This is a genomic window from Paracidovorax sp. MALMAid1276 (assembly GCF_049198005.1).
GTDB lineage: Bacteria > Pseudomonadota > Gammaproteobacteria > Burkholderiales > Burkholderiaceae_C > Acidovorax.
The window spans coordinates 1-17,389 of record NZ_JBMIRS010000093.1 but is presented as its reverse complement, the minus strand read 5'-3'; the positions used below and the strand labels follow the sequence as shown (position 1 = coordinate 17,389).

At 66.0% G+C, this 17,389-nt stretch carries 18 protein-coding genes and 1 tRNA gene; 11 read left to right on the top strand and 8 right to left on the bottom strand.

The window, feature by feature from the left end; translation table 11 throughout:
• Nucleotides 1-21: 21 nt before the first annotated feature.
• Entirely contained in the window at nucleotides 22-1,020 is a 999-nt protein-coding gene (locus tag ACOQFS_RS05935; RefSeq protein ID WP_421561976.1) for a Bug family tripartite tricarboxylate transporter substrate binding protein, read from the bottom strand.
• Nucleotides 1,021-1,172: 152 nt separating this feature from the next.
• On the opposite strand from ACOQFS_RS05935, the gene ACOQFS_RS05930 reads away from it, so the two are divergent.
• The 3 genes from ACOQFS_RS05930 to plsY all read left to right on the top strand — a co-directional run bounded on the left by ACOQFS_RS05930 (nucleotide 1,173) and on the right by plsY (nucleotide 3,462).
• Nucleotides 1,173-2,132: a LysR family transcriptional regulator gene (locus ACOQFS_RS05930; RefSeq protein ID WP_421561975.1), complete on the top strand. Its 960-nt coding sequence runs from the start codon at nucleotides 1,173-1,175 to the stop codon at nucleotides 2,130-2,132.
• An 88-nt stretch (nucleotides 2,133-2,220) separates the two neighbouring features.
• Nucleotides 2,221-2,712 carry an aminoacyl-tRNA deacylase gene (locus ACOQFS_RS05925; protein ID WP_421561974.1) on the top strand — a complete coding sequence of 164 codons (492 nt, stop codon included), beginning with the start codon at nucleotides 2,221-2,223 and terminating at the stop codon, nucleotides 2,710-2,712.
• Between the two features lie 66 nt (nucleotides 2,713-2,778).
• Entirely contained in the window at nucleotides 2,779-3,462 is a 684-nt protein-coding gene (gene plsY, locus ACOQFS_RS05920; RefSeq protein ID WP_421561973.1) for a glycerol-3-phosphate 1-O-acyltransferase PlsY, read from the top strand.
• Between the two features lie 81 nt (nucleotides 3,463-3,543).
• Here plsY and ACOQFS_RS05915 read toward each other — a convergent pair whose 3' ends face one another.
• From ACOQFS_RS05915 to ACOQFS_RS05905, 3 genes are all read right to left on the bottom strand, one after another.
• Nucleotides 3,544-4,566, bottom strand: coding sequence for an HD-GYP domain-containing protein (locus tag ACOQFS_RS05915; protein ID WP_421561972.1), 1,023 nt, complete (start codon nucleotides 4,564-4,566; stop codon nucleotides 3,544-3,546).
• 65 nt (nucleotides 4,567-4,631) lie between these two features.
• On the bottom strand, nucleotides 4,632-5,297 hold the full coding sequence (locus tag ACOQFS_RS05910; RefSeq protein ID WP_421561971.1) for a retropepsin-like aspartic protease family protein: 666 nt from the start codon (nucleotides 5,295-5,297) through the stop codon (nucleotides 4,632-4,634).
• A gap of 5 nt (nucleotides 5,298-5,302) precedes the next feature.
• Entirely contained in the window at nucleotides 5,303-5,788 is a 486-nt protein-coding gene (locus tag ACOQFS_RS05905; RefSeq protein WP_421561970.1) for a YajQ family cyclic di-GMP-binding protein, read from the bottom strand.
• A gap of 78 nt (nucleotides 5,789-5,866) precedes the next feature.
• Between ACOQFS_RS05905 and murB the strand changes: the two genes are divergently transcribed.
• Together murB and ACOQFS_RS05895 are read left to right on the top strand one after the other, a co-directional pair.
• On the top strand, nucleotides 5,867-6,940 hold the full coding sequence (gene murB, locus ACOQFS_RS05900) for a UDP-N-acetylmuramate dehydrogenase (protein ID WP_421561969.1): 1,074 nt from the start codon (nucleotides 5,867-5,869) through the stop codon (nucleotides 6,938-6,940).
• A 187-nt stretch (nucleotides 6,941-7,127) separates the two neighbouring features.
• Nucleotides 7,128-7,796, top strand: coding sequence for a 7-cyano-7-deazaguanine/7-aminomethyl-7-deazaguanine transporter (locus tag ACOQFS_RS05895; RefSeq protein ID WP_421561968.1), 669 nt, complete (start codon nucleotides 7,128-7,130; stop codon nucleotides 7,794-7,796).
• A gap of 142 nt (nucleotides 7,797-7,938) precedes the next feature.
• Here the strand turns inward: ACOQFS_RS05895 and argG are convergent, their stop codons facing one another.
• The 4 genes from argG to ACOQFS_RS05875 all read right to left on the bottom strand — a co-directional run bounded on the left by argG (nucleotide 7,939) and on the right by ACOQFS_RS05875 (nucleotide 11,062).
• Nucleotides 7,939-9,282: an argininosuccinate synthase gene (gene argG, locus ACOQFS_RS05890; protein WP_421561967.1), complete on the bottom strand. Its 1,344-nt coding sequence runs from the start codon at nucleotides 9,280-9,282 to the stop codon at nucleotides 7,939-7,941.
• Between the two features lie 85 nt (nucleotides 9,283-9,367).
• Complete coding sequence (locus ACOQFS_RS05885; RefSeq protein WP_421561966.1) at nucleotides 9,368-9,685, bottom strand: pyrimidine/purine nucleoside phosphorylase; 318 nt, start codon at nucleotides 9,683-9,685, stop codon at nucleotides 9,368-9,370.
• A 182-nt stretch (nucleotides 9,686-9,867) separates the two neighbouring features.
• On the bottom strand, nucleotides 9,868-10,524 hold the full coding sequence (locus tag ACOQFS_RS05880; protein ID WP_421561965.1) for a glycine zipper 2TM domain-containing protein: 657 nt from the start codon (nucleotides 10,522-10,524) through the stop codon (nucleotides 9,868-9,870).
• 139 nt (nucleotides 10,525-10,663) lie between these two features.
• Nucleotides 10,664-11,062: an arsenate reductase gene (locus ACOQFS_RS05875; RefSeq protein ID WP_421561964.1), complete on the bottom strand. Its 399-nt coding sequence runs from the start codon at nucleotides 11,060-11,062 to the stop codon at nucleotides 10,664-10,666.
• A 73-nt stretch (nucleotides 11,063-11,135) separates the two neighbouring features.
• Between ACOQFS_RS05875 and folC the strand changes: the two genes are divergently transcribed.
• The 6 genes from folC (at nucleotide 11,136) to ACOQFS_RS05845 (ending at nucleotide 17,344) form a co-directional block, all read left to right on the top strand.
• Complete coding sequence (gene folC / locus ACOQFS_RS05870) at nucleotides 11,136-12,458, top strand: bifunctional tetrahydrofolate synthase/dihydrofolate synthase (RefSeq protein WP_421561963.1); 1,323 nt, start codon at nucleotides 11,136-11,138, stop codon at nucleotides 12,456-12,458.
• A gap of 46 nt (nucleotides 12,459-12,504) precedes the next feature.
• The gene (locus ACOQFS_RS05865; RefSeq protein ID WP_421561962.1) at nucleotides 12,505-13,401 is read left to right on the top strand and encodes an SPOR domain-containing protein; all 897 of its coding nucleotides are present in this window, start codon (nucleotides 12,505-12,507) and stop codon (nucleotides 13,399-13,401) included.
• A 218-nt stretch (nucleotides 13,402-13,619) separates the two neighbouring features.
• Nucleotides 13,620-14,108 (top strand): CvpA family protein, encoded by a 489-nt coding sequence (locus tag ACOQFS_RS05860; RefSeq protein WP_421561961.1) that lies wholly within the window; start codon nucleotides 13,620-13,622, stop codon nucleotides 14,106-14,108.
• 79 nt (nucleotides 14,109-14,187) lie between these two features.
• Nucleotides 14,188-15,693, top strand: a complete 1,506-nt coding sequence (gene purF / locus ACOQFS_RS05855) for an amidophosphoribosyltransferase (protein ID WP_421561960.1) — start codon at nucleotides 14,188-14,190, stop codon at nucleotides 15,691-15,693.
• Nucleotides 15,694-15,778: 85 nt separating this feature from the next.
• Nucleotides 15,779-17,203, top strand: coding sequence for a glutamate--tRNA ligase (gene gltX, locus ACOQFS_RS05850; RefSeq protein ID WP_421561959.1), 1,425 nt, complete (start codon nucleotides 15,779-15,781; stop codon nucleotides 17,201-17,203).
• Between the two features lie 65 nt (nucleotides 17,204-17,268).
• Nucleotides 17,269-17,344: transfer RNA gene (locus ACOQFS_RS05845), tRNA-Ala, on the top strand.
• Nucleotides 17,345-17,389 lie beyond the last annotated feature (45 nt).

Genomic DNA, 17,389 nt, shown 5'->3' with positions numbered 1-17,389 from the left:
CGGGTCCTGTTGGGGTGTTCGTCAATCCACCACGATCTGGGCGCGGTGGGCCAGGGCGCGGTAGCGGCCGATTTCGTTGTCCATGGCTGCGTGCATTGCCTTCGGACCGACGAAGACGGGCTCCATGCCCTGGGCGCGAATCTGTTCCTGCAGCTGGGGGTCGCGCATCGCAGCTTCCACTTCGCGGATCAGCCGGTCCACGACGGGGGTGGGTGTGCGGGCCGGGGCCGCGATGGCGTACCAGCCATCAAAGGCCGCGTCGGGCAGCTTTTGCTCCACCACCGTGAGGACGCCGGGCAGGGCGCGAGCCCGCTCGTGGCCTGCGATGGCCAGGGCCCGCAATTTGCCCGACCGCACGTGGGGTGCGGCGCTGGCGACCGTGTCGATGGCCATCTGAATCTCTCCCCCGATCAGTCCCATCATGGCCTGGGCGCTGCCCCGATAGGGCACGTCCTGAAATCGGACATTGGCCGCTTGCTCCAGCAGCGCACCGACGAGGTGCGGGGCCGAGCCCGAGCCGAACGTGGCGTAGTTGATCGTTCTGGGTGCTGCCTTGGCGGCGGCCAGCAGCGCGGCGAGGTCCTTGTAAGGCGCGTTGGCGTTGACCACGATCACCAGCGGCGCGCGCGCCACGATGGCGACGGGGGCCAGGTCCTTGAGCGGGTCATAGGGCAGCTTGTGCCGCAGCGCGGCGTTCACGGTGTAGCTGGTGGAGCCTGACACCAGCAGGGTGTGGCCATCGGGCTCGGCCTTCACCACGGCCTCGGTGCCGATGATGGTGGAGGCGCCGGGCTTGTTGTCGGTCACCACGGGCTGGCCCAGGCGTGCAGACAGCTTCTGGCCCAGGGCGCGGGCCACGGCGTCGGTGCCGCCGCCGGGCGGGAAGGGCACCACCACCCGCACCGGGCGCTGGGGCCAGGCTTCGGGCGGCGCGGCCGTCTGGGCCGTAGAAAGGCTGCTGGCGCTGGCGAGGGCGGCCAGGGCAGCGGACAACAGCGAGGCTCGAACAAGGTGTTTCATGCAGACTCCGGTGGGAAGCGCCTTGGCACCGACGGGTGCAACACGGCATGGGTGAATTGGAGCCCCAAGCCATGCAAGATGGATGCTGGTTTACCATTGCTTGGAATAGAGAATTGGCAATCAATCATTGCCTTGAAGTGAATGGAGAGTTCGTGGCCCTTTCATTGCTCAGCCTGCCCCTGCGCTACTTTCTGGAAGTGGCGCGCACCGGTTCCGTCAACCAGGCCGCGCAGCGGCTGCACGTGGCGGCCTCTGCGGTGAGTCGTCAGCTCGCAAAGCTGGAAGACAGCCTCGGCGTGGTGCTGTTCGAGCGCCAGGCCCGGGGCATGGCCCTGACCGATGCGGGCACCCGGCTGCTGGCCCATGCCAGCGCGCACGACGCCCAGTCGCTGGAGCTGGTCGAGCAGCTGCGAGACCTGTCTGCGCAGGAGGCGCTGCGCGTGCGCCTGGCCTGCACGGAAGGCTTTGCCGCAGCCTTCATGCCGTTGGTGATGGCAGGCTTTCGGCAGGCGCACCCGCAGGTGCAGCTTCAGTTGCAGGTGGCCGTGCCGCAAGAGGTGTCGGCGCTGGCGGTGCGGGGTGAGGTGGACCTGGCCCTGAAGTACAGCATGGCGCCGGAGAAGGGGCTGCAGGTGCTCCATTCGGCCATCGCACCCATCTATGCCGTCATGCCCGCGCAGCACCCTCTGGCGCGCCAGCGCAGTGTGAGCGTGGCGGATGTGGTGCGCTACCCGCTCTTGCTGGGCGCCGGCAACACCACGGGGCGCCAGCTGTTCGACCTGAGCTGTGCGGTGCAGGGCCTGCGTTGCGTGCCGGCGGTCGAAAGCAACTTTTCGTCGGCGCTGCTGCCCTTGCTGAGCGGGCACGACGTGGTGCTGGCGAGCTACCTCACTGCGGCGCGCTGGGTGGAATCAGGCCTGCTGGCCGCACGTCCGTTTGACGACGCCCAGCTTCAGCAGCGGCGGCTGCAGGTGCTGACCGCCGAAGGCCGAAGCCCGTCCGGCCTGGTGCAGCAGTTTGCGCAGGCGCTGGTGGAGGCCATCGAGGAATACGGCAAACGCCGGGTGGGGCGCCGCCGCAAGGCCGGCGCAGCCCCAGCCACTGTGTTTTGAGGCCGGTAGCGGGCGGTGGCGGGGGCGGCGGGTGTTGCATGCTCACATTTGGATACGGATACCATCGGTGCCCTGTCCGCACCACACCATGGCCAAGAAAGAACACGTTTCCGAGACCCAAGCCACCCAACTGCTCAAGGCGAACAAGGTGGTTTTCACCGAACATCCGTATGAGTACCTGGAGCACGGCGGCGCCATGCACAGCGCCGAGGTGCTGGGATTGGACCCGTTCACGGTGGTGAAGACCCTGGTCATGCAGGACCAGGACGCCAAGCCGCTCCTGGTGCTGATGCACGGCAACCGCAAGGTCTCCACCAAGAATCTCGCGCGCCAGATCGGAGCCAAGTCGGTGGAACCCTGCGCACCGGAAGTGGCCAACCGCCATAGCGGCTATCTGGTGGGTGGCACGTCGCCCTTCGGAACGCGGCGGACCATGCCGGTCTATATCGAAGAAAGCATCCTCGCATTGCCCCGAATTGCCATCAACGGCGGACGCCGCGGCTTCCTGGTGCAGTTGGACCCACAGGTGTGCGTGCAGCTGCTGAATGCCAAAGCCGTGCAGTGTGCGCTGGCAGAATAGGCCGCCGAAAAAATACAAGGACAGCCGCTTGCGGCCCCACCGTTTGATGACCACCGAGGATTTGCTTTGACCGCCGTTTACCCCCTGCTTGCCGCCGTGGCCGCCTACCTGCTGGGTTCGCTGTCGTTCGCCGTCATCGTCACGCGCGCCATGGGCCTGTCGGACCCGCGCACCTATGGCAGCAAGAACCCGGGCGCCACCAACGTCCTGCGCTCGGGCTCCAAGGCCGCCGCCATCATCACGCTGCTGCTCGATGCCGTGAAGGGCTGGCTGCCAGTGGCGCTGGTGATGTGGTTCGGCCACCCCTACGGGCTGGAGGATGGCACCGTGGCCCTGGTGGGCCTGGCCGCGTTCCTGGGCCATCTGTGGCCGGTGTTCTTCCGCTTCGAGGGCGGCAAGGGGGTGGCCACGGCGCTGGGTGTGCTGGTGGGCATCAGCGTCTGGCTGGGACTGGCCACGGCGGCCACCTGGCTCATCATCGCGTTCTTCTTCCGCTATTCCTCGCTGGCCTCGCTGGTGGCGGCGGCGTTCGCACCGGTGTACTACCTGCTGGTGGACGGCGTGGTCTGGTATGCCGAAAGCACGATCGCAGCGTCCATCGTGGTGATGGCCATGCTGCTGGCGTGGCGCCACAAGGAGAACATCCAGCGCCTGATACAGGGCAAGGAATCACGCCTGGGCAGCAAGAATTCGGCGCCTGCGCCTGCGGGGTCGGCCGAGCCGGGCAAGTCCGGCCGATCGGGCAAGTAAGGTTTTGCGGCGCCTCGGCGCCGCAGCGGACTGGGGCCGGTCGGGCCCGCCGCTGCGTCAGTGCGCTGGCCAGGGGGCGCGTCAGAGAGCGCCCGGGCCGGTCACCAGGCCCCGCAGTCTTGCGCTGTGCTGCGCGGCGTACAGGCCCAGGCGCACCATCGTGCGGTGGTCCAGCTCCAGCCCCACGGCCGAGCGGGCCAGGGCCGACTGGATGCGCGGCTTGCCGCTCGCGGTCTGGTACAGGTTGGGCTGCGTGCGGTGGGTGCCGTCGCTGTCCAGCACGCTGGCCACCAGCGGGTGGTTGGCCTTGTCGCTGCGCCGCAGCACCACGGCGGTCTCGCCGTTGTCCAGCTTCACAAACGTGCCTGGCGGGCACAGGCCCACCGAGCGCACCAGCGTGTAGCTCACCTCGTCGCGCTGGTCGATCTCCTGCCCCACGATGGCGCGCACCGAGTCGGTGGCGCTGCGCCCGGCCCGTGATTTGCGCGGGCTGATCATGGCCGCATAGCGGTCGATGGTGCCCAGGATGCGGGTGAGGCGGTCTTGCGGCTCCTGCTGCGCCAGGGGCTCGCGGTCGGGAACGGTGGCGTGGTGCTGGCCCACCACATCCAGCCACAGCTCGTCGGCAATGAACAGGCGCTGCAGCAGCAGCATGCTGTCCTCGGGGTGGCTGCGGATGGCATCCTGCTGCGCAGCACTGGGGCGCTCCCGTTGCTCGGCCAGCTCATCCTGCAGGCGGGTCATGCCGATGTTCATGGTGAGCGCCGCGCGCACCAGGCTGTCGCGCTCGCGCTGCGGCAGGTGCAGCTCGTGCGCCATGATGTGGCACAGCGTGCCGCACACCAGCGCGTGCGACGCGCTGTAGCCCACCGTGGAGGTGGATGCCAGCTGGAACATCAGGTACAGCGCAGAGTCGATGTCGTGCGCGACGAGGTCTTGCAGCCACCCGTCAAACTGCCGCACCTTGCCCGGAAAGTCCTGCACCAGCAGCGGGCGCGACAGCAGCACCGACAGCGCTGCCTCCAGATCGGACCACAGGCTGAGCAGATCCTCGTATTCGCCCTCGGGGCGGTGGCTGCTGGGATGGGGGTGGGCGGCGGACATTGCGTGGGGGGCAGGGTGCGTGCGTGCGCGCGTGCGATGGCGGTCGGCGGGTTACCGGCGGTGCGTCATCGCTTTTCCAGCACCATCCGGTCGTTGATGCGCGTCATCTGGAACTGCGTGAGCAGGCTGCTGCCCAGCAGCACGTAGGGCATGGGTTGGGGCATGACGACGGCGTCCACGCCCAGCACTTCCACGTCGCCCAGCCGCACCGAGTCCAGCCGCATGCGCCAGCCTTGGGCCACGCCGTTGGCGGTGCTCATGTGCACGGGCGCACCGCTCAGATAGTTCAGGCCCAGGCGCTCGGCATCGTTGCGCCCGATGGCGACGGTGGTGGCTCCGGTGTCCACCATGTACTGCATCACGCGGCCGTTGATGGTGCCGGTGTTGACGAAGTGGCCACGGCTGTCGGCGATCAGCACGATGCGCTTGCCGCTGCCACCGCGTGCGCCCACGCTGACCGGCGCCTCGCCCAGCCGCAGCACGCGCTGCGCCCCGTTGACCTGGATGGTGGCTTCCTCCTTGGACACGGCCACCACCTTCACACCCTGGTGTTCCTCGCCTGCCCCCACGGCCTTGGGTGGGCTGGCATCCACCACCAGCAAGGCCTTGCTGCCCAGCATGCCCGCCAGCGCCACGGCCTGGGCATGCGCCCCGGAGGGCGCAAGGCACAGGGCTGCCAAGAGGGCGGCAAGAAGGCGGCCGAGGCGCAGCGGACGGCGGGGGAGGGGCATGGCGATCAGTCGCGGAAATTGTCGAACGACAGCGGCACGTCGGTCACGTCCTTGCGGATCAGGGCCATGGCGGCCTGCAGGTCGTCGCGCTTGGCGCCCGTCACGCGCACCTTGTCCTCCTGGATGGCGCCCTGCACCTTGAGCTTGCTTTCCTTGAGCAGCTTCTGGATCTTCTTGGCCAGCTCGCTCTCGATGCCGTTCTTCACCTTGATGACCTGCTTGACCTTGTCGCCGCCGATCTTCTGCACGTCGCCCATGTCCAGAAAGCGCACATCCACATTGCGCTTGGTGAGCTTGTTACGCAGCACGTCCTCGATCTGGGTGAGCTGGAAGTCGGCATCGCCGATCAGAGTGATGTCCTTGTCCTTGATCTCGATGCTGGCCGAGGTGCCCTTGAAGTCGAAGCGGGTGCCGATCTCCTTGGCGGTGTTCTCCACGGCGTTTTTCACTTCAACCAGGTTGGCTTCGCAGACGGTGTCAAAAGATGGCATGGTGGCTCTCAGTCAATCTCGGGGAAAAAAGGGCGGCGCACCGCAGCCCCACAAAGGGCGGGTGCGACAATCGGACCAATGTTAGTCGAGAAAAACGTCCCTTTGCAGCCCTGCAATACCTTCGGCATCGCGGCACGCGCGCAGACGCTGGTGCGGGTGCGCTCGGCGGCCGACGTGCATGCGGTGCTGGCGGACCCTGAGCTCGCGCAGTCGCCCAAGTTTGTGCTGGGCGGTGGCAGCAACATCATCCTCACGGGCGATGTGAAGCCCGTGGTGCTCAAGATGGAGATCAGGGGCGTGCGCCTGGTGGAGGAAACCGCCAAGGCGTGGATCGTGGAGGCCGGCGCGGGCGAGGTGTGGCACGACTGCGTGGCCTGGACGCTGGCGCAGGGGTTCCCGGGGCTGGAGAACCTGGCGCTGATCCCGGGCACGGTGGGCGCCTCGCCGGTGCAGAACATTGGCGCCTATGGCGTGGAGCTGCAAGACCGCTTCGAGTCGCTCGACGCCATCGATCTGGCCACGGGCCGCAGCTTCACGCTGAATGCAGCGCAATGCGGCTTTGGCTATCGGGATTCGGTGTTCAAGCATGCGCCGTCCGACGTGCCCGGTGCCGATGGCCTGCCGCGCGGCATGGGCCTCGAAGGGCGCGCCGTGATCACCCATGTGCGCTTTCACCTGCCCAAGCCCTGGAAGCCGGTGCTGGGCTATTTGGACCTGGAGCGGCGCATGGTCGAGGAAGGCGTGCAGCAACCCACGGCGCAACAGATCTTCGACTGGATCTGCGATATCCGCCGCGCCAAGCTGCCCGACCCGGCGGTGGTGGGCAATGCCGGCAGCTTCTTCAAGAACCCCACCGTGTCGCCCGACCAGTGCGCCGACATCATCGCGCGCGAGCCGCGCATCGTGCACTACCCCATGCCCGATGGATCCATCAAGCTGGCGGCGGGCTGGCTGATCGATGCCTGCGGCTGGAAGGGCAAAACCATCGGCAAGGCCGGCGTGTACGAAAAGCAGGCACTGGTGCTGGTGAACCGGGGCCAGGGTGCAGACAGCGTGACCGGCGGCGAGGTGATGACGCTGGCCAAGGCCATCCAGACCAGCGTGTACGAACGCTTCGGCATCCGCCTGGAGCCGGAGCCCGTGGTCGTCTGACCTCCTGGATGCTTCTGTTTTGATAGCTGCTGGCGCTTATCAGTAAAGCGCTGGGGTTCTTTTTGACCGGATTTTTGTGGGCTTTCCCCGGGCGTTCGAATGCGCGGGCGCCGAACTGGGTACACTCCGGGCCCGGCAATCTCGCCACCATGGGTTCCCTCGCCCCCATTCACCAAAAAGGATCACCATGCCTTTGCACCAGGCCGCGCCATCGCGTGTGCCGCTCTTCCTCTCCGTCCTGGTGGCGTTCCACATCGCCATCGTCATTGCCAGCAACTACCTGGTTCAGCTGCCCATCACGCTCTTGGGCTTTCACAGCACCTGGGGCGCGTTCAGCTTTCCGTTCATCTTTCTGGCCACCGACCTCACCGTGCGGCTGATCGGCAAGCAGCATGCGCGCCGCGTCATCACCCGTGCCATGGTGCCGGCCCTGGTGGCGTCGTATGTGGTGGGCGTGCTGTTCCACGAAGGCCGCTTCAACGGCTGGGCCGCGCTGGCCGACTTCAACACCTTCGTGTTCCGCATCGCATTCGCCAGCTTTGCTGCCTATGTGCTGGGGCAACTGCTCGACATCCAGGTGTTCGACCGCATCCGCCAGCGCAGCCGGGCCTGGTGGTTGGCGCCAGCGGCGGCGTCGGTGTTCGGCCAGGCGCTGGACACGGCGGCGTTCTTCTCCATTGCGTTCTGGCGCAGCCCCGATGCCTTCATGGCCGCGCACTGGGTCGAGATCGCCTGGGTGGACTACGTCATCAAGCTCGGCGTCAGCCTGCTGCTGTTCGTGCCCGCCTATGGCGTGGCGCTGGCAGCCATCGTGCGCAGCATGGCCCGCCGCGAGGCCGCGCCTTCGCCCGCGTGATGCGCTGACAAGCCAGCGGCACCGGCTGCACCCCAGATGAAAAAACGCCCGGCTGCTGGCAGCCCGGGCGTTTTTTATTTGCTCATGTTTTTATAGCTGTCAGCGCTTTATGGATAAGCGCTGAGGCTTGTTTTGATGCTTATTATTTCGTCTTGGCGCCGTCTTCCAGCTGTGCCAGTGCCGCATTGCCACCCAGCGACATCAGGCCGGCGCGCGAGTACACCGAGAGCTTGCCGCGCGTGTCGGAGATGTCGAGGTTGCGCATGGTCAGCTGGCCGATGCGGTCCAGCGGGCTGAACGGCGCGTCTTCCACCTTTTCCATCGACAGGCGCTCGGGCGCGTAGGTCAGGTTGGGCGATTCGGTGTTCAGCAGCGAATAGTCGTTGCCGCGGCGCAGCTCCAGCGTCACGGTGCCGGTCACGGCGCGGGCCACCCAGCGCTGGGCGGTTTCGCGCAGCATGATGGCCTGCGGGTCGAACCAGCGGCCCTGGTACAGCAGGCGGCCGAGCTTCAGGCCGTTCATGCGGTACTGCTCGATGGTGTCTTCGTTGTGGATGCCGGTCACCAGGCGCTCATACGCGATGTGCAGCAGCGCGAGGCCCGGGGCTTCGTAGATGCCGCGGCTCTTGGCCTCGATGATGCGGTTCTCGATCTGGTCGCTCATGCCCAGGCCGTGGCGGCCGCCGATGCGGTTGGCTTCAAGGATCAGCGCGACCGGGTCGTTGAACTCGACGCCGTTCAGCGCCACGGGCTGGCCTTCTTCAAAGCGCACCGACACTTCCTCGGCCTTCACGTCGACCTCGGGCTTCCAGAATGCCACGCCCATGATGGGGTTGACGATGCGGATGCCGCTGTTCAGAAACTCCAGGTCTTTGGCCTCGTGCGTGGCGCCCAGCATGTTGCTGTCGGTGCTGTAGGCCTTCTCGGCGCTCATCTTGTAACCAAAGCCGGCCTGCGTCATGAACGCGGACATCTCGGCGCGGCCGCCCAGCTCGTCGATGAACAGCTGGTCCAGCCAGGGCTTGTAGATCTTGAGCGACGGGTTGGTGAGCAGGCCGTAGCGGTAGAAGCGCTCGATGTCGTTGCCCTTGAAGGTCGAGCCGTCGCCCCAGATGTTGACGTCGTCTTCCTTCATCGCGGCCACCAGCATGGTGCCCGTGACGGCGCGGCCCAGCGGCGTGGTGTTGAAGTAGGTCAGGCCGCCCGTGCTGATGTGGAAGGCGCCCGCTTGCAGCGCGGCGATGCCTTCATGGGCCAACTGGGTGCGGCAGTCCACCAGGCGGGCCTTTTCTGCGCCGTATTCCATCGCCTTCTTCGGGATGGCATCGTAGTCGGGCTCGTCGGGCTGGCCCAGGTTGGCGGTGTAGGCATAGGGGATGGCGCCCTTGAGCTTCATCCAGTGCAGGGCTGCGCTGGTGTCCAGGCCGCCGGAAAAAGCGATGCCGACCTTCTGGCCGAGGGGGAGGTTCTGGAGAATGGTTGCCATGAAGTAGATCTCAAAAATGATAGCTGTCAGCGCTTGATGGATAAGCGGTGAGAGCCAAAATCATGCAAATTTCAGCCGGGGCAGATCAGCCGAAATGGCAGATGTAGTGGTAGGCCTCGGCCACGCGGATGTCGAACTTCGAGTTGCCAGGCACGCTGAATTTCTCGCCAGCGGACGACTTGACCCAGGCGTCGGTGCCGGCCAGCTTGTATTCGCACGATCCCGCCACGCACTCCATGATCTCGGGCGCGCCGGTGTTGAACGTCAGCGTCGCGGGCAGCACCACGCCGACCGACTTCTTCGTGCCGTCCGGGAAGGTGATGCCGTGGCTCACGCACTTGCCGTCAAAGTACACGTTGGCCTGGGTGGTGACGGACACGCCGTCGATTTTTTCGGTGGTCATGGATGCGCTGCAGGGTTGGGGTAAACACGCGATTTTAGGGGCAGCCCTCCTGCGCGCCTCGGCCGCTCACCTGGAATCGCCCCACCGGCGGTGCCCCCAGGCAAAAAAAAAGAGCCCCGAAGGGCTCCTGGGTGTTGGCCGACGGGTACCGGCCGCCCCATGTCGGCCGACGCCGCCCGGCATCAACGCCAGTACGGGTTGCGATGGTGCGGATAGTACGGGCGGCTGTCGTACCCATACTCGATCACCGTGACCGGCGGGCTGACATAGGCCGGCGGCTGCTGGTACACCGGCTGGGCGGGGTAGGTGGATGTCACCACCCCGGGCTGGCTGTACACGCCCTGCGACGCGTATGGGTCGGGCTGCGTCGAGTACGTCTGGCCGGCGGGCTGCACGGTCAACGGGATCCAGCGGCCGGGGTCGTTCTGCGTGCGCGTGGTGTACTGGCGGCCCGCGTATTCGTAGACCACGTTGTAGCCCACGGTGCGGTTTTCGTAATAGGTTTCGGTGGTGCAGCGCTGCACGTTCTGGTAGTGCGGCTGGCCGCCTTCGATCTGGTTGCCCAGCACGGCGCCGCCCAGCACGCCGATGGCTGTGGCGGCTGCACGGCCGCTGCCCTTGCCGATCGCGTTGCCTGCGGCACCGCCGGCGATGGCGCCGATGACGGCACCTGCACCGCTGGTGCGGTTGCCGTTGTAGACGGTTTCATTGCCGCAGACCTGCTGGGGGATGCCCACCTGCTGGACGATGGGAGTGGCGGAGAGGACTCGGCCCTGTTCCTGGGCGCTGGCGACGGCGGCAACGGCGGCCAGGCTGGTGAAGACGACAATCTTTTTCATGGAGAAACTCCTTTCGGGTCGGTACATAACGCACCAGACTGCAGAAAAGTTTAGGCCGCGCCGGTCAATTCAGGGGGGCGGGGCCGTAAATCTGCGTAAAGAATTGTGCGGTTTGTCCGGGTTTTGGGAGGTGATTCCATTAAGCCGCGCGGGCAGCATCTGCCCAGGCCTGCCATTGCTCGGGGGAATACCCCACCGACACCTGTGCCTGGCCGCCATGGCGCCACACCACGACGGGGCGCTTGACGACACTGGTGTGTTCCAGCATCAGCGCGGCAGCGCTGGCTTCGTCGGTAACACCTGCCTGGACCGCCGGCGGCAGCTTGCGCCAGGTCGTCCCCTGGCGATTGACCAGTTTTTGCCAGCCCACCGCAGCCATCCATCCCGTCAATAGGTCTGCGGGCACGCCTTGTTTCTTGAAATCGTGGAACTGGTGGTCGATGCCCTGGCCGGTGAACCAGGCGCGCGACTTCTTCACCGTGTCGCATTGGGGGATGCCGTAGAGCGTGATGGAGGGGGTGTTGGAAGCGTTCGTCATGCCCCGGATCATCCTCCAAGTCGGTGCGCCGCCCCGTGACGGGGACAGGGGCTGGGCGACAATGGCGGGCTGTATGCACACCAAACCCGATACCCTGGAAGGCTGGCTCCACCATTGCGAGCAGATCCATCCCCGCAGCATCGACATGGGCCTGGCCCGTGTCAGCGAGGTCGCACGCCGCATGGCGCTGCGTTTTGAATGTCCCGTGATCACCGTGGCCGGTACCAACGGCAAGGGCTCCACCTGCGCCATGCTGGAGGCCGTGGCGCTGCAGGCCGGCTACCGCACGGGTGTCTATACGTCGCCGCACCTCGTGCACTTCGAGGAACGGTGCCGCGTGCACGGCAGCATTGTCAATGCTTCTGATTTGATAGCGCACTTCGAAGCTGTGGAAAGCGCCAGAACGCAAAACGGCAATGAAGTTTCGCTGACCTATTTTGAGTTCACCACCCTGGCGATCCTGCGGCTGATGAGCCACTCGTTGCTGGACGTGGCCATTCTCGAAGTCGGGCTGGGGGGGCGCCTGGACGCCACCAACATCGTGGATGCCGACTGTGCCGTCATCACCAGCATCGACATTGACCACACCGAATTCCTGGGCCCGGACCGGGAGAGCATCGGCCGGGAGAAGGCCGGCATCATGCGCACCGGCCGCCCCGTGGTGGTGAGCGATCCGATGGCACCGCAAAGCGTGCTGGACCATGCGCTCGAGATCGGTGCGGACCTCTGGCGGTTCGGGCACGATTTCAACTTTTCGGGCGACAAGCAGCAATGGAGCTGGGCAGGCCGGGGGCGGCGGTACGCGGGCCTGGCCTATCCGTCGCTGCGGGGCGCCAACCAGCTCATCAACGCATCGGGCGCGCTGGCGGCCCTTGAGGCCCTGCGCGAGCGCCTGCCGATCACCGCGCAGGCGGTGCGCACCGGGCTGGCGATGGTGGAGTTGCCGGGCCGGTTCCAGATCGTGCCGGGCCAGCCCACCCTGGTGCTGGACGTGGCGCACAACCCGCATTCGGTGGCCGCACTCACCGCCAACCTGGACGCGATGGGCTATTTCCCCACCACCCACGCAGTTTTTGGCGCCATGGCGGACAAGGATCTCGCCCCGATGCTGGCCAAGGTAGGCCCGCTGGTCGATCGCTGGTACTTCACCGATCTGCCCACGCCACGGGCAGAAACGGCAGCCGCGCTGCAGCAGAAGTGGAACGCCGTGCAGATGGTGGCCGGGGGGCAGCGCCAGGTCAGCTCCAGCCTGCACGCCAGCCCCATGGACGCACTGCAGGCGGCGGTCTCTGCCGCAGACCCGGCTGATAGAATCGTGGTCTTTGGCTCGTTCTACACGGTGGGTGGTGTGCTGACCAACGGAACACCGCGCCTGCACGCCAAGCATCTGGGCTGAAGGGGCTGGGTTCAGCGGTTCTTCAGCCCCCACGAGTCTCTACTCCATGGCATTTTTCAAGTTTCGGTGGCCCGGTCAGAGTGAACAACAGCCGGACGAAAAGCCGGTCAAGCGCTCCCGCTCCTCCCAAGCCGAGAGCATCGAGGCCATGCGCCGCCGGGCACGCCACCGCCTGATCGGCGCGGCGGTGCTGGTGCTGGTGGGGGTGGTGGGGTTTCCGCTGCTGTTCGACACCCAGCCGCGCCCCGTCGCTGTGGATATTCCCATCGAAATCCCTGACCGCAACAAGGTGGCGCCTTTGGTGGTGCCCGCGCCTTCCGCGGCGCCTGTACCAGCCGCCGTGGCGCAGGCACCTGCATCGTTACCGCAGGGCGCTGCCGTGCCAGCGCCACGGCCCGCAGCGCCCGCGCGTGCGGGCGGCCAGGCGGCGGCCGGCAACGGCATCACGGACGGCGAAGAACTCGTGCCGGGAGCCCGGCAGGCTGCTTCCCGGCCGGCCCCGGCCACGGCTGCAGCTGCAGCTGCACCTGCAGCCCCGACTCGGCCCGAGGCGCGGATCGAGTCGAAGGTCCCGGTGCACCCGGTGCACCCGGTGCCATCGCCCGATCCCAAGCCAGCCCGTTCTGACGATGCCGCGCGCGCCCGCGCCTTGCTCGAGGGCCGCGCCCCAGCCTCTGGCGACCAGCCTGCAGCAGCAGCAACAGCGGCGGAAGACAGCCGGTTCATTGTTCAGGTGGGCGCTTTTGCCGATGCCGACAAAGCCCGTGAGGCGCGCACCAAGGTTGAGCGCGCAGGCCTCAAGACCTACACGCAGGTGGTGGACACCAAAGACGGCAAGCGCACGCGCGTTCGGGTGGGGCCATTCACCAACCGGGCAGAGGCGGACAAGGCGGCAGCCCGTATCAAGGCCCTCGACCTGTCGGCGTCGGTGCTGACGCTCTAGTGCGCTGCCCCGCAAACCACTGCGCATGCAACCGCCCATGACATCGCGTCTCCACACCCCTGCCATCGTTGCGACTGCGTGCGATGGCGACGGCTGTCGCCGTGGCTTGTGCCGTGCAGTGGACGCGAATGCAAGGATGTCGTGTTGTGCCACCGTCTGCGGCACGACGCCATAGCCAGCTCGATTTTTTCACCTCGCTTCTCATTACTGCCGTTCCCATGGCTGCGCTCGATTGGATCTTTGTGGCGGTGCTGCTCGCTTCCATGCTGGTGGGCGCCTGGCGTGGCCTGGTGTTCGAGGTGCTGTCGGTGCTGGGATGGGTTGCCGCCTTTTTCGCCGCGCAATGGCTCGCGGCTGACGCTGGCGAATGGCTGCCCATGGGGGAGCCCTCGGGTTCGCTGCGGTATGCGGCCGGGTTCGTGCTGGTGTTTGTGGCCGCGATTTTTGTGTGCGGTTTTTTCGCGTGGCTGGGCAAGAAACTGGTGGAGGCGATTGGCTTGCGTCCCGCAGACCGCACGCTGGGAGCGGCTTTCGGCGTGATTCGCGGCCTGGTGCTGCTGCTGGTGGCGGCGGTGGTGGCGGGGCTCACGCCATTGCACGACGCGCCCTGGTGGCAGGAGTCGCAGGGCGCGCCCGTGCTGGCCGACATTCTCAGGGGCTTGAAACCGGCGCTGCCGGAGGAATTTGGAAGGCATCTGCCTTCGTGATGAAGTGGGGTGCAGGGGCCACAAGCCGCTGCCAAGAGGTTGCCGCGGGGCTGTTCCCGCAAACGGATGGAAACTTACTATGTGTGGAATCGTCGGCGTCGTCAGCACAGCGCCCGTCAATCAGCTGATCTATGACGCGCTGCTGCTCTTGCAGCACCGCGGCCAGGACGCAGCGGGCATCGTGACCCAGCAGGGCCGCAAGTTCTTCATGCACAAGGCCAAGGGCATGGTGCGCGACGTGTTCCGCACGCGCAACATGCGGGCGCTGCCGGGCAATGTGGGCCTGGGCCAGGTGCGCTACCCCACGGCAGGCAATGCCTACAGCGAGGAAGAAGCCCAGCCGTTCTACGTGAACGCGCCGTTTGGCATCGTGTTGGTGCACAACGGCAACCTGACCAATGCGCGCGAGCTGCGCACCGAGCTGTTCCAGACCGACCATCGCCATACCAACACCGAAAGCGATTCCGAGGTGCTGCTCAACGTGTTCGCACACGAGCTGGAGCGCTCCACCCGCGGCGTGCCGCTGCAGGTCGACGACGTGTTCGCTGCAGTGCGCGCCGTGCACAAGCGCATCAAGGGCTCTTATGCCGTGATTGCGCTCATTGCCGGGCACGGGCTGCTGGCCTTCCGTGATCCGCACGGCATCCGCCCGCTGGCCCTGGGCCGCAGCCAGGACGGCACGGTGATGGTGGGCAGCGAGTCGGTCGCGCTGGAAGGCACCTCCCATGTATTCGAACGCAACATCGAGCCCGGTGAGGCGGTGTTCATCACGCTGGACGGCCAGGTGCACGCCAGCCAGTGCGCCGAAAAGCCGCAGCTCAACCCCTGCATTTTTGAGTTCGTCTACCTCGCCCGCCCCGACTCCGTGCTCGACGGCATCTCCGTCTACCAGGCCCGCCTGAACCTGGGCGAGGCGCTGGCCAAGCGCGTGATCTCCACGGTGCCGCCCAACGAGATCGACGTGATCATCCCGATCCCCGAATCCAGCCGCCCGAGTGCGACGCAGCTGGCGCATCTGCTGGGTATCCCGTACCGTGAAGGTTTCGTCAAGAACCGCTACGTGGGCCGCACCTTCATCATGCCGGGGCAGGGCGTGCGCAAGAAATCCGTGCGTCAGAAGCTGAACGTGATCGGCAGCGAGTTCAAGGGCCGCAATGTGCTGCTGGTGGATGACTCCATCGTGCGCGGCACCACCAGCCGTGAAATCGTGCAGATGGCCCGCGATGCGGGCGCGCGCAAGGTCTACCTGGCCAGCGCCGCGCCGCCGGTGCGCTTTCCCAACGTGTACGGCATTGACATGCCCACCAGCAGCGAGCTGGTGGCGCACGGCCGCACGGTGGAAGAAATTCGCCAGGCCATTGGCTGCGACGCGCTGATCTACCAGGACGTGGACGGCATGAAGAAAGCCGTGGGTTCGCTGAACAGTGCCATTGCGGGTTTCGACGCATCGTGCTTTGACGGCGTGTATGTGACCGGCGATATCACCGCTGCTGGCATCGCCAGCTTGAACGAAGGCCGCGTGGGCACCGAGGAGGGCGAAGAAGACACCTCTCGCCTGGCCCTTCCCAACTCGCAAGAGTCCTGACTGCCGACGGGTCCGCACCGCCTGGGCGGGCCATTGATATTGAACGAATCTGACGCGGGCGCCGCAAGGAGCCCGTCTGGTTGAAATGACTGCACCCACTTCCCATACCGCGCCCGGCCGCGTGCGCACCCGCTTTGCGCCGTCTCCCACCGGCTTCATCCACCTGGGCAACATCCGCTCGGCTCTGTATCCCTGGGCTTTTGCCCGGGCCAGCGGTGGCGACTTCATCCTGCGCATCGAGGACACCGATCTGGAGCGCTCCAGCCAGGCTGCGGTGGATGTGATCATCGAAGGCATGAAGTGGCTGGGCCTGGACCATGACGAGGGCCCGTTCTATCAGATGCAGCGCATGGACCGCTACAAGGCCGTGCTGGCCGAATTGCAAGCTGCGGGCCACGTGTACCCCTGCTACATGAGCGTGGCCGAGCTGGACGCCCTGCGCGAAAAGCAGATGGCCGCCAAGGAAAAGCCGCGCTACGACGGCACCTGGCGGCCCGAGGCGGGCAAGGCGCTGCCGCCCGTGCCGGCCGGTGTGCAGCCGGTGCTCCGCTTTAAGAACCCGCAGGGCGGGGTGGTGTCCTGGGACGACAAGGTCAAGGGCCGCATCGAAATCAGCAACGACGAACTGGACGACCTGGTGATCGCGCGGCCCGACGGCACGCCCACCTACAACTTCTGCGTGGTGGTGGACGATATCGACATGGCGATCACGCACGTGATCCGCGGCGACGACCACGTGAACAACACGCCGCGCCAGATCAACATCTTCCGCGCCCTGGGCAAGGAGCCGCCGGTGTATGCGCACTTGCCCACGGTGCTCAATGAGCAGGGCGAGAAGATGAGCAAGCGCAACGGCGCCAAGCCCGTCACGCAGTACCGCGACGAAGGCTACCTGCCCGACGCGATGGTGAACTATCTCGCGCGGCTGGGCTGGAGCCACGGCGATGATGAAATCTTCAGCCGCGAGCAGTTTCTGCAATGGTTCAACCTCGACCACCTGGGCCGCAGCGCGGCGCAGTTTGACGAAGCCAAGCTGCGCTGGGTGAATGCCCAGCACCTGAAGGCCATGGCCGACGACGCGCTGGCTGCGCTGGTGGGCCCGCAACTGCAAAAACTTGGCGTCTCGGCCGAGGCCCTGGCCGATGGACGGCTTGCCCGCATCTGCGCGCTGTTCAAGGACCGCTGCGACACCACGGTGGCGCTCGCCCAGTGGGCCAAGGTTTTCTACGGCGACGTGACGCCGGTGGAGGCCGAGCGCGCGCAGCATGTCACTGCATCCATCGCTCCGGCGCTCGATGCATTGGCCGATGCACTGGCGGTGTGTGCCTGGGACAAGGCGTCGATTGCCGCCGCGTTCAAGCAGGTGCTGGCGGCGCAGGGCCTCAAGATGCCCCAGTTGGCCATGCCGGCACGCGTGCTGACGGTGGGCACGGCGCACACGCCCTCGGTCGATGCCGTCCTTGAACTCGTTGGCCGTGAAAAAGTTGTAGCGCGTTTGCGAAACCGCTAAAAATCTGTCTATAATTCAAGGCTCAGATGATGACAACAAATACAAGGTGTTTGAAGTCATTCAGTGGGGGTATAGCTCAGCTGGGAGAGCGCTTGCATGGCATGCAAGAGGTCATCGGTTCGATCCCGTTTACCTCCACCAAATTTTGAGTTCGGTTAGTTCCAAGGTTTTGACCCTATCGTCTAG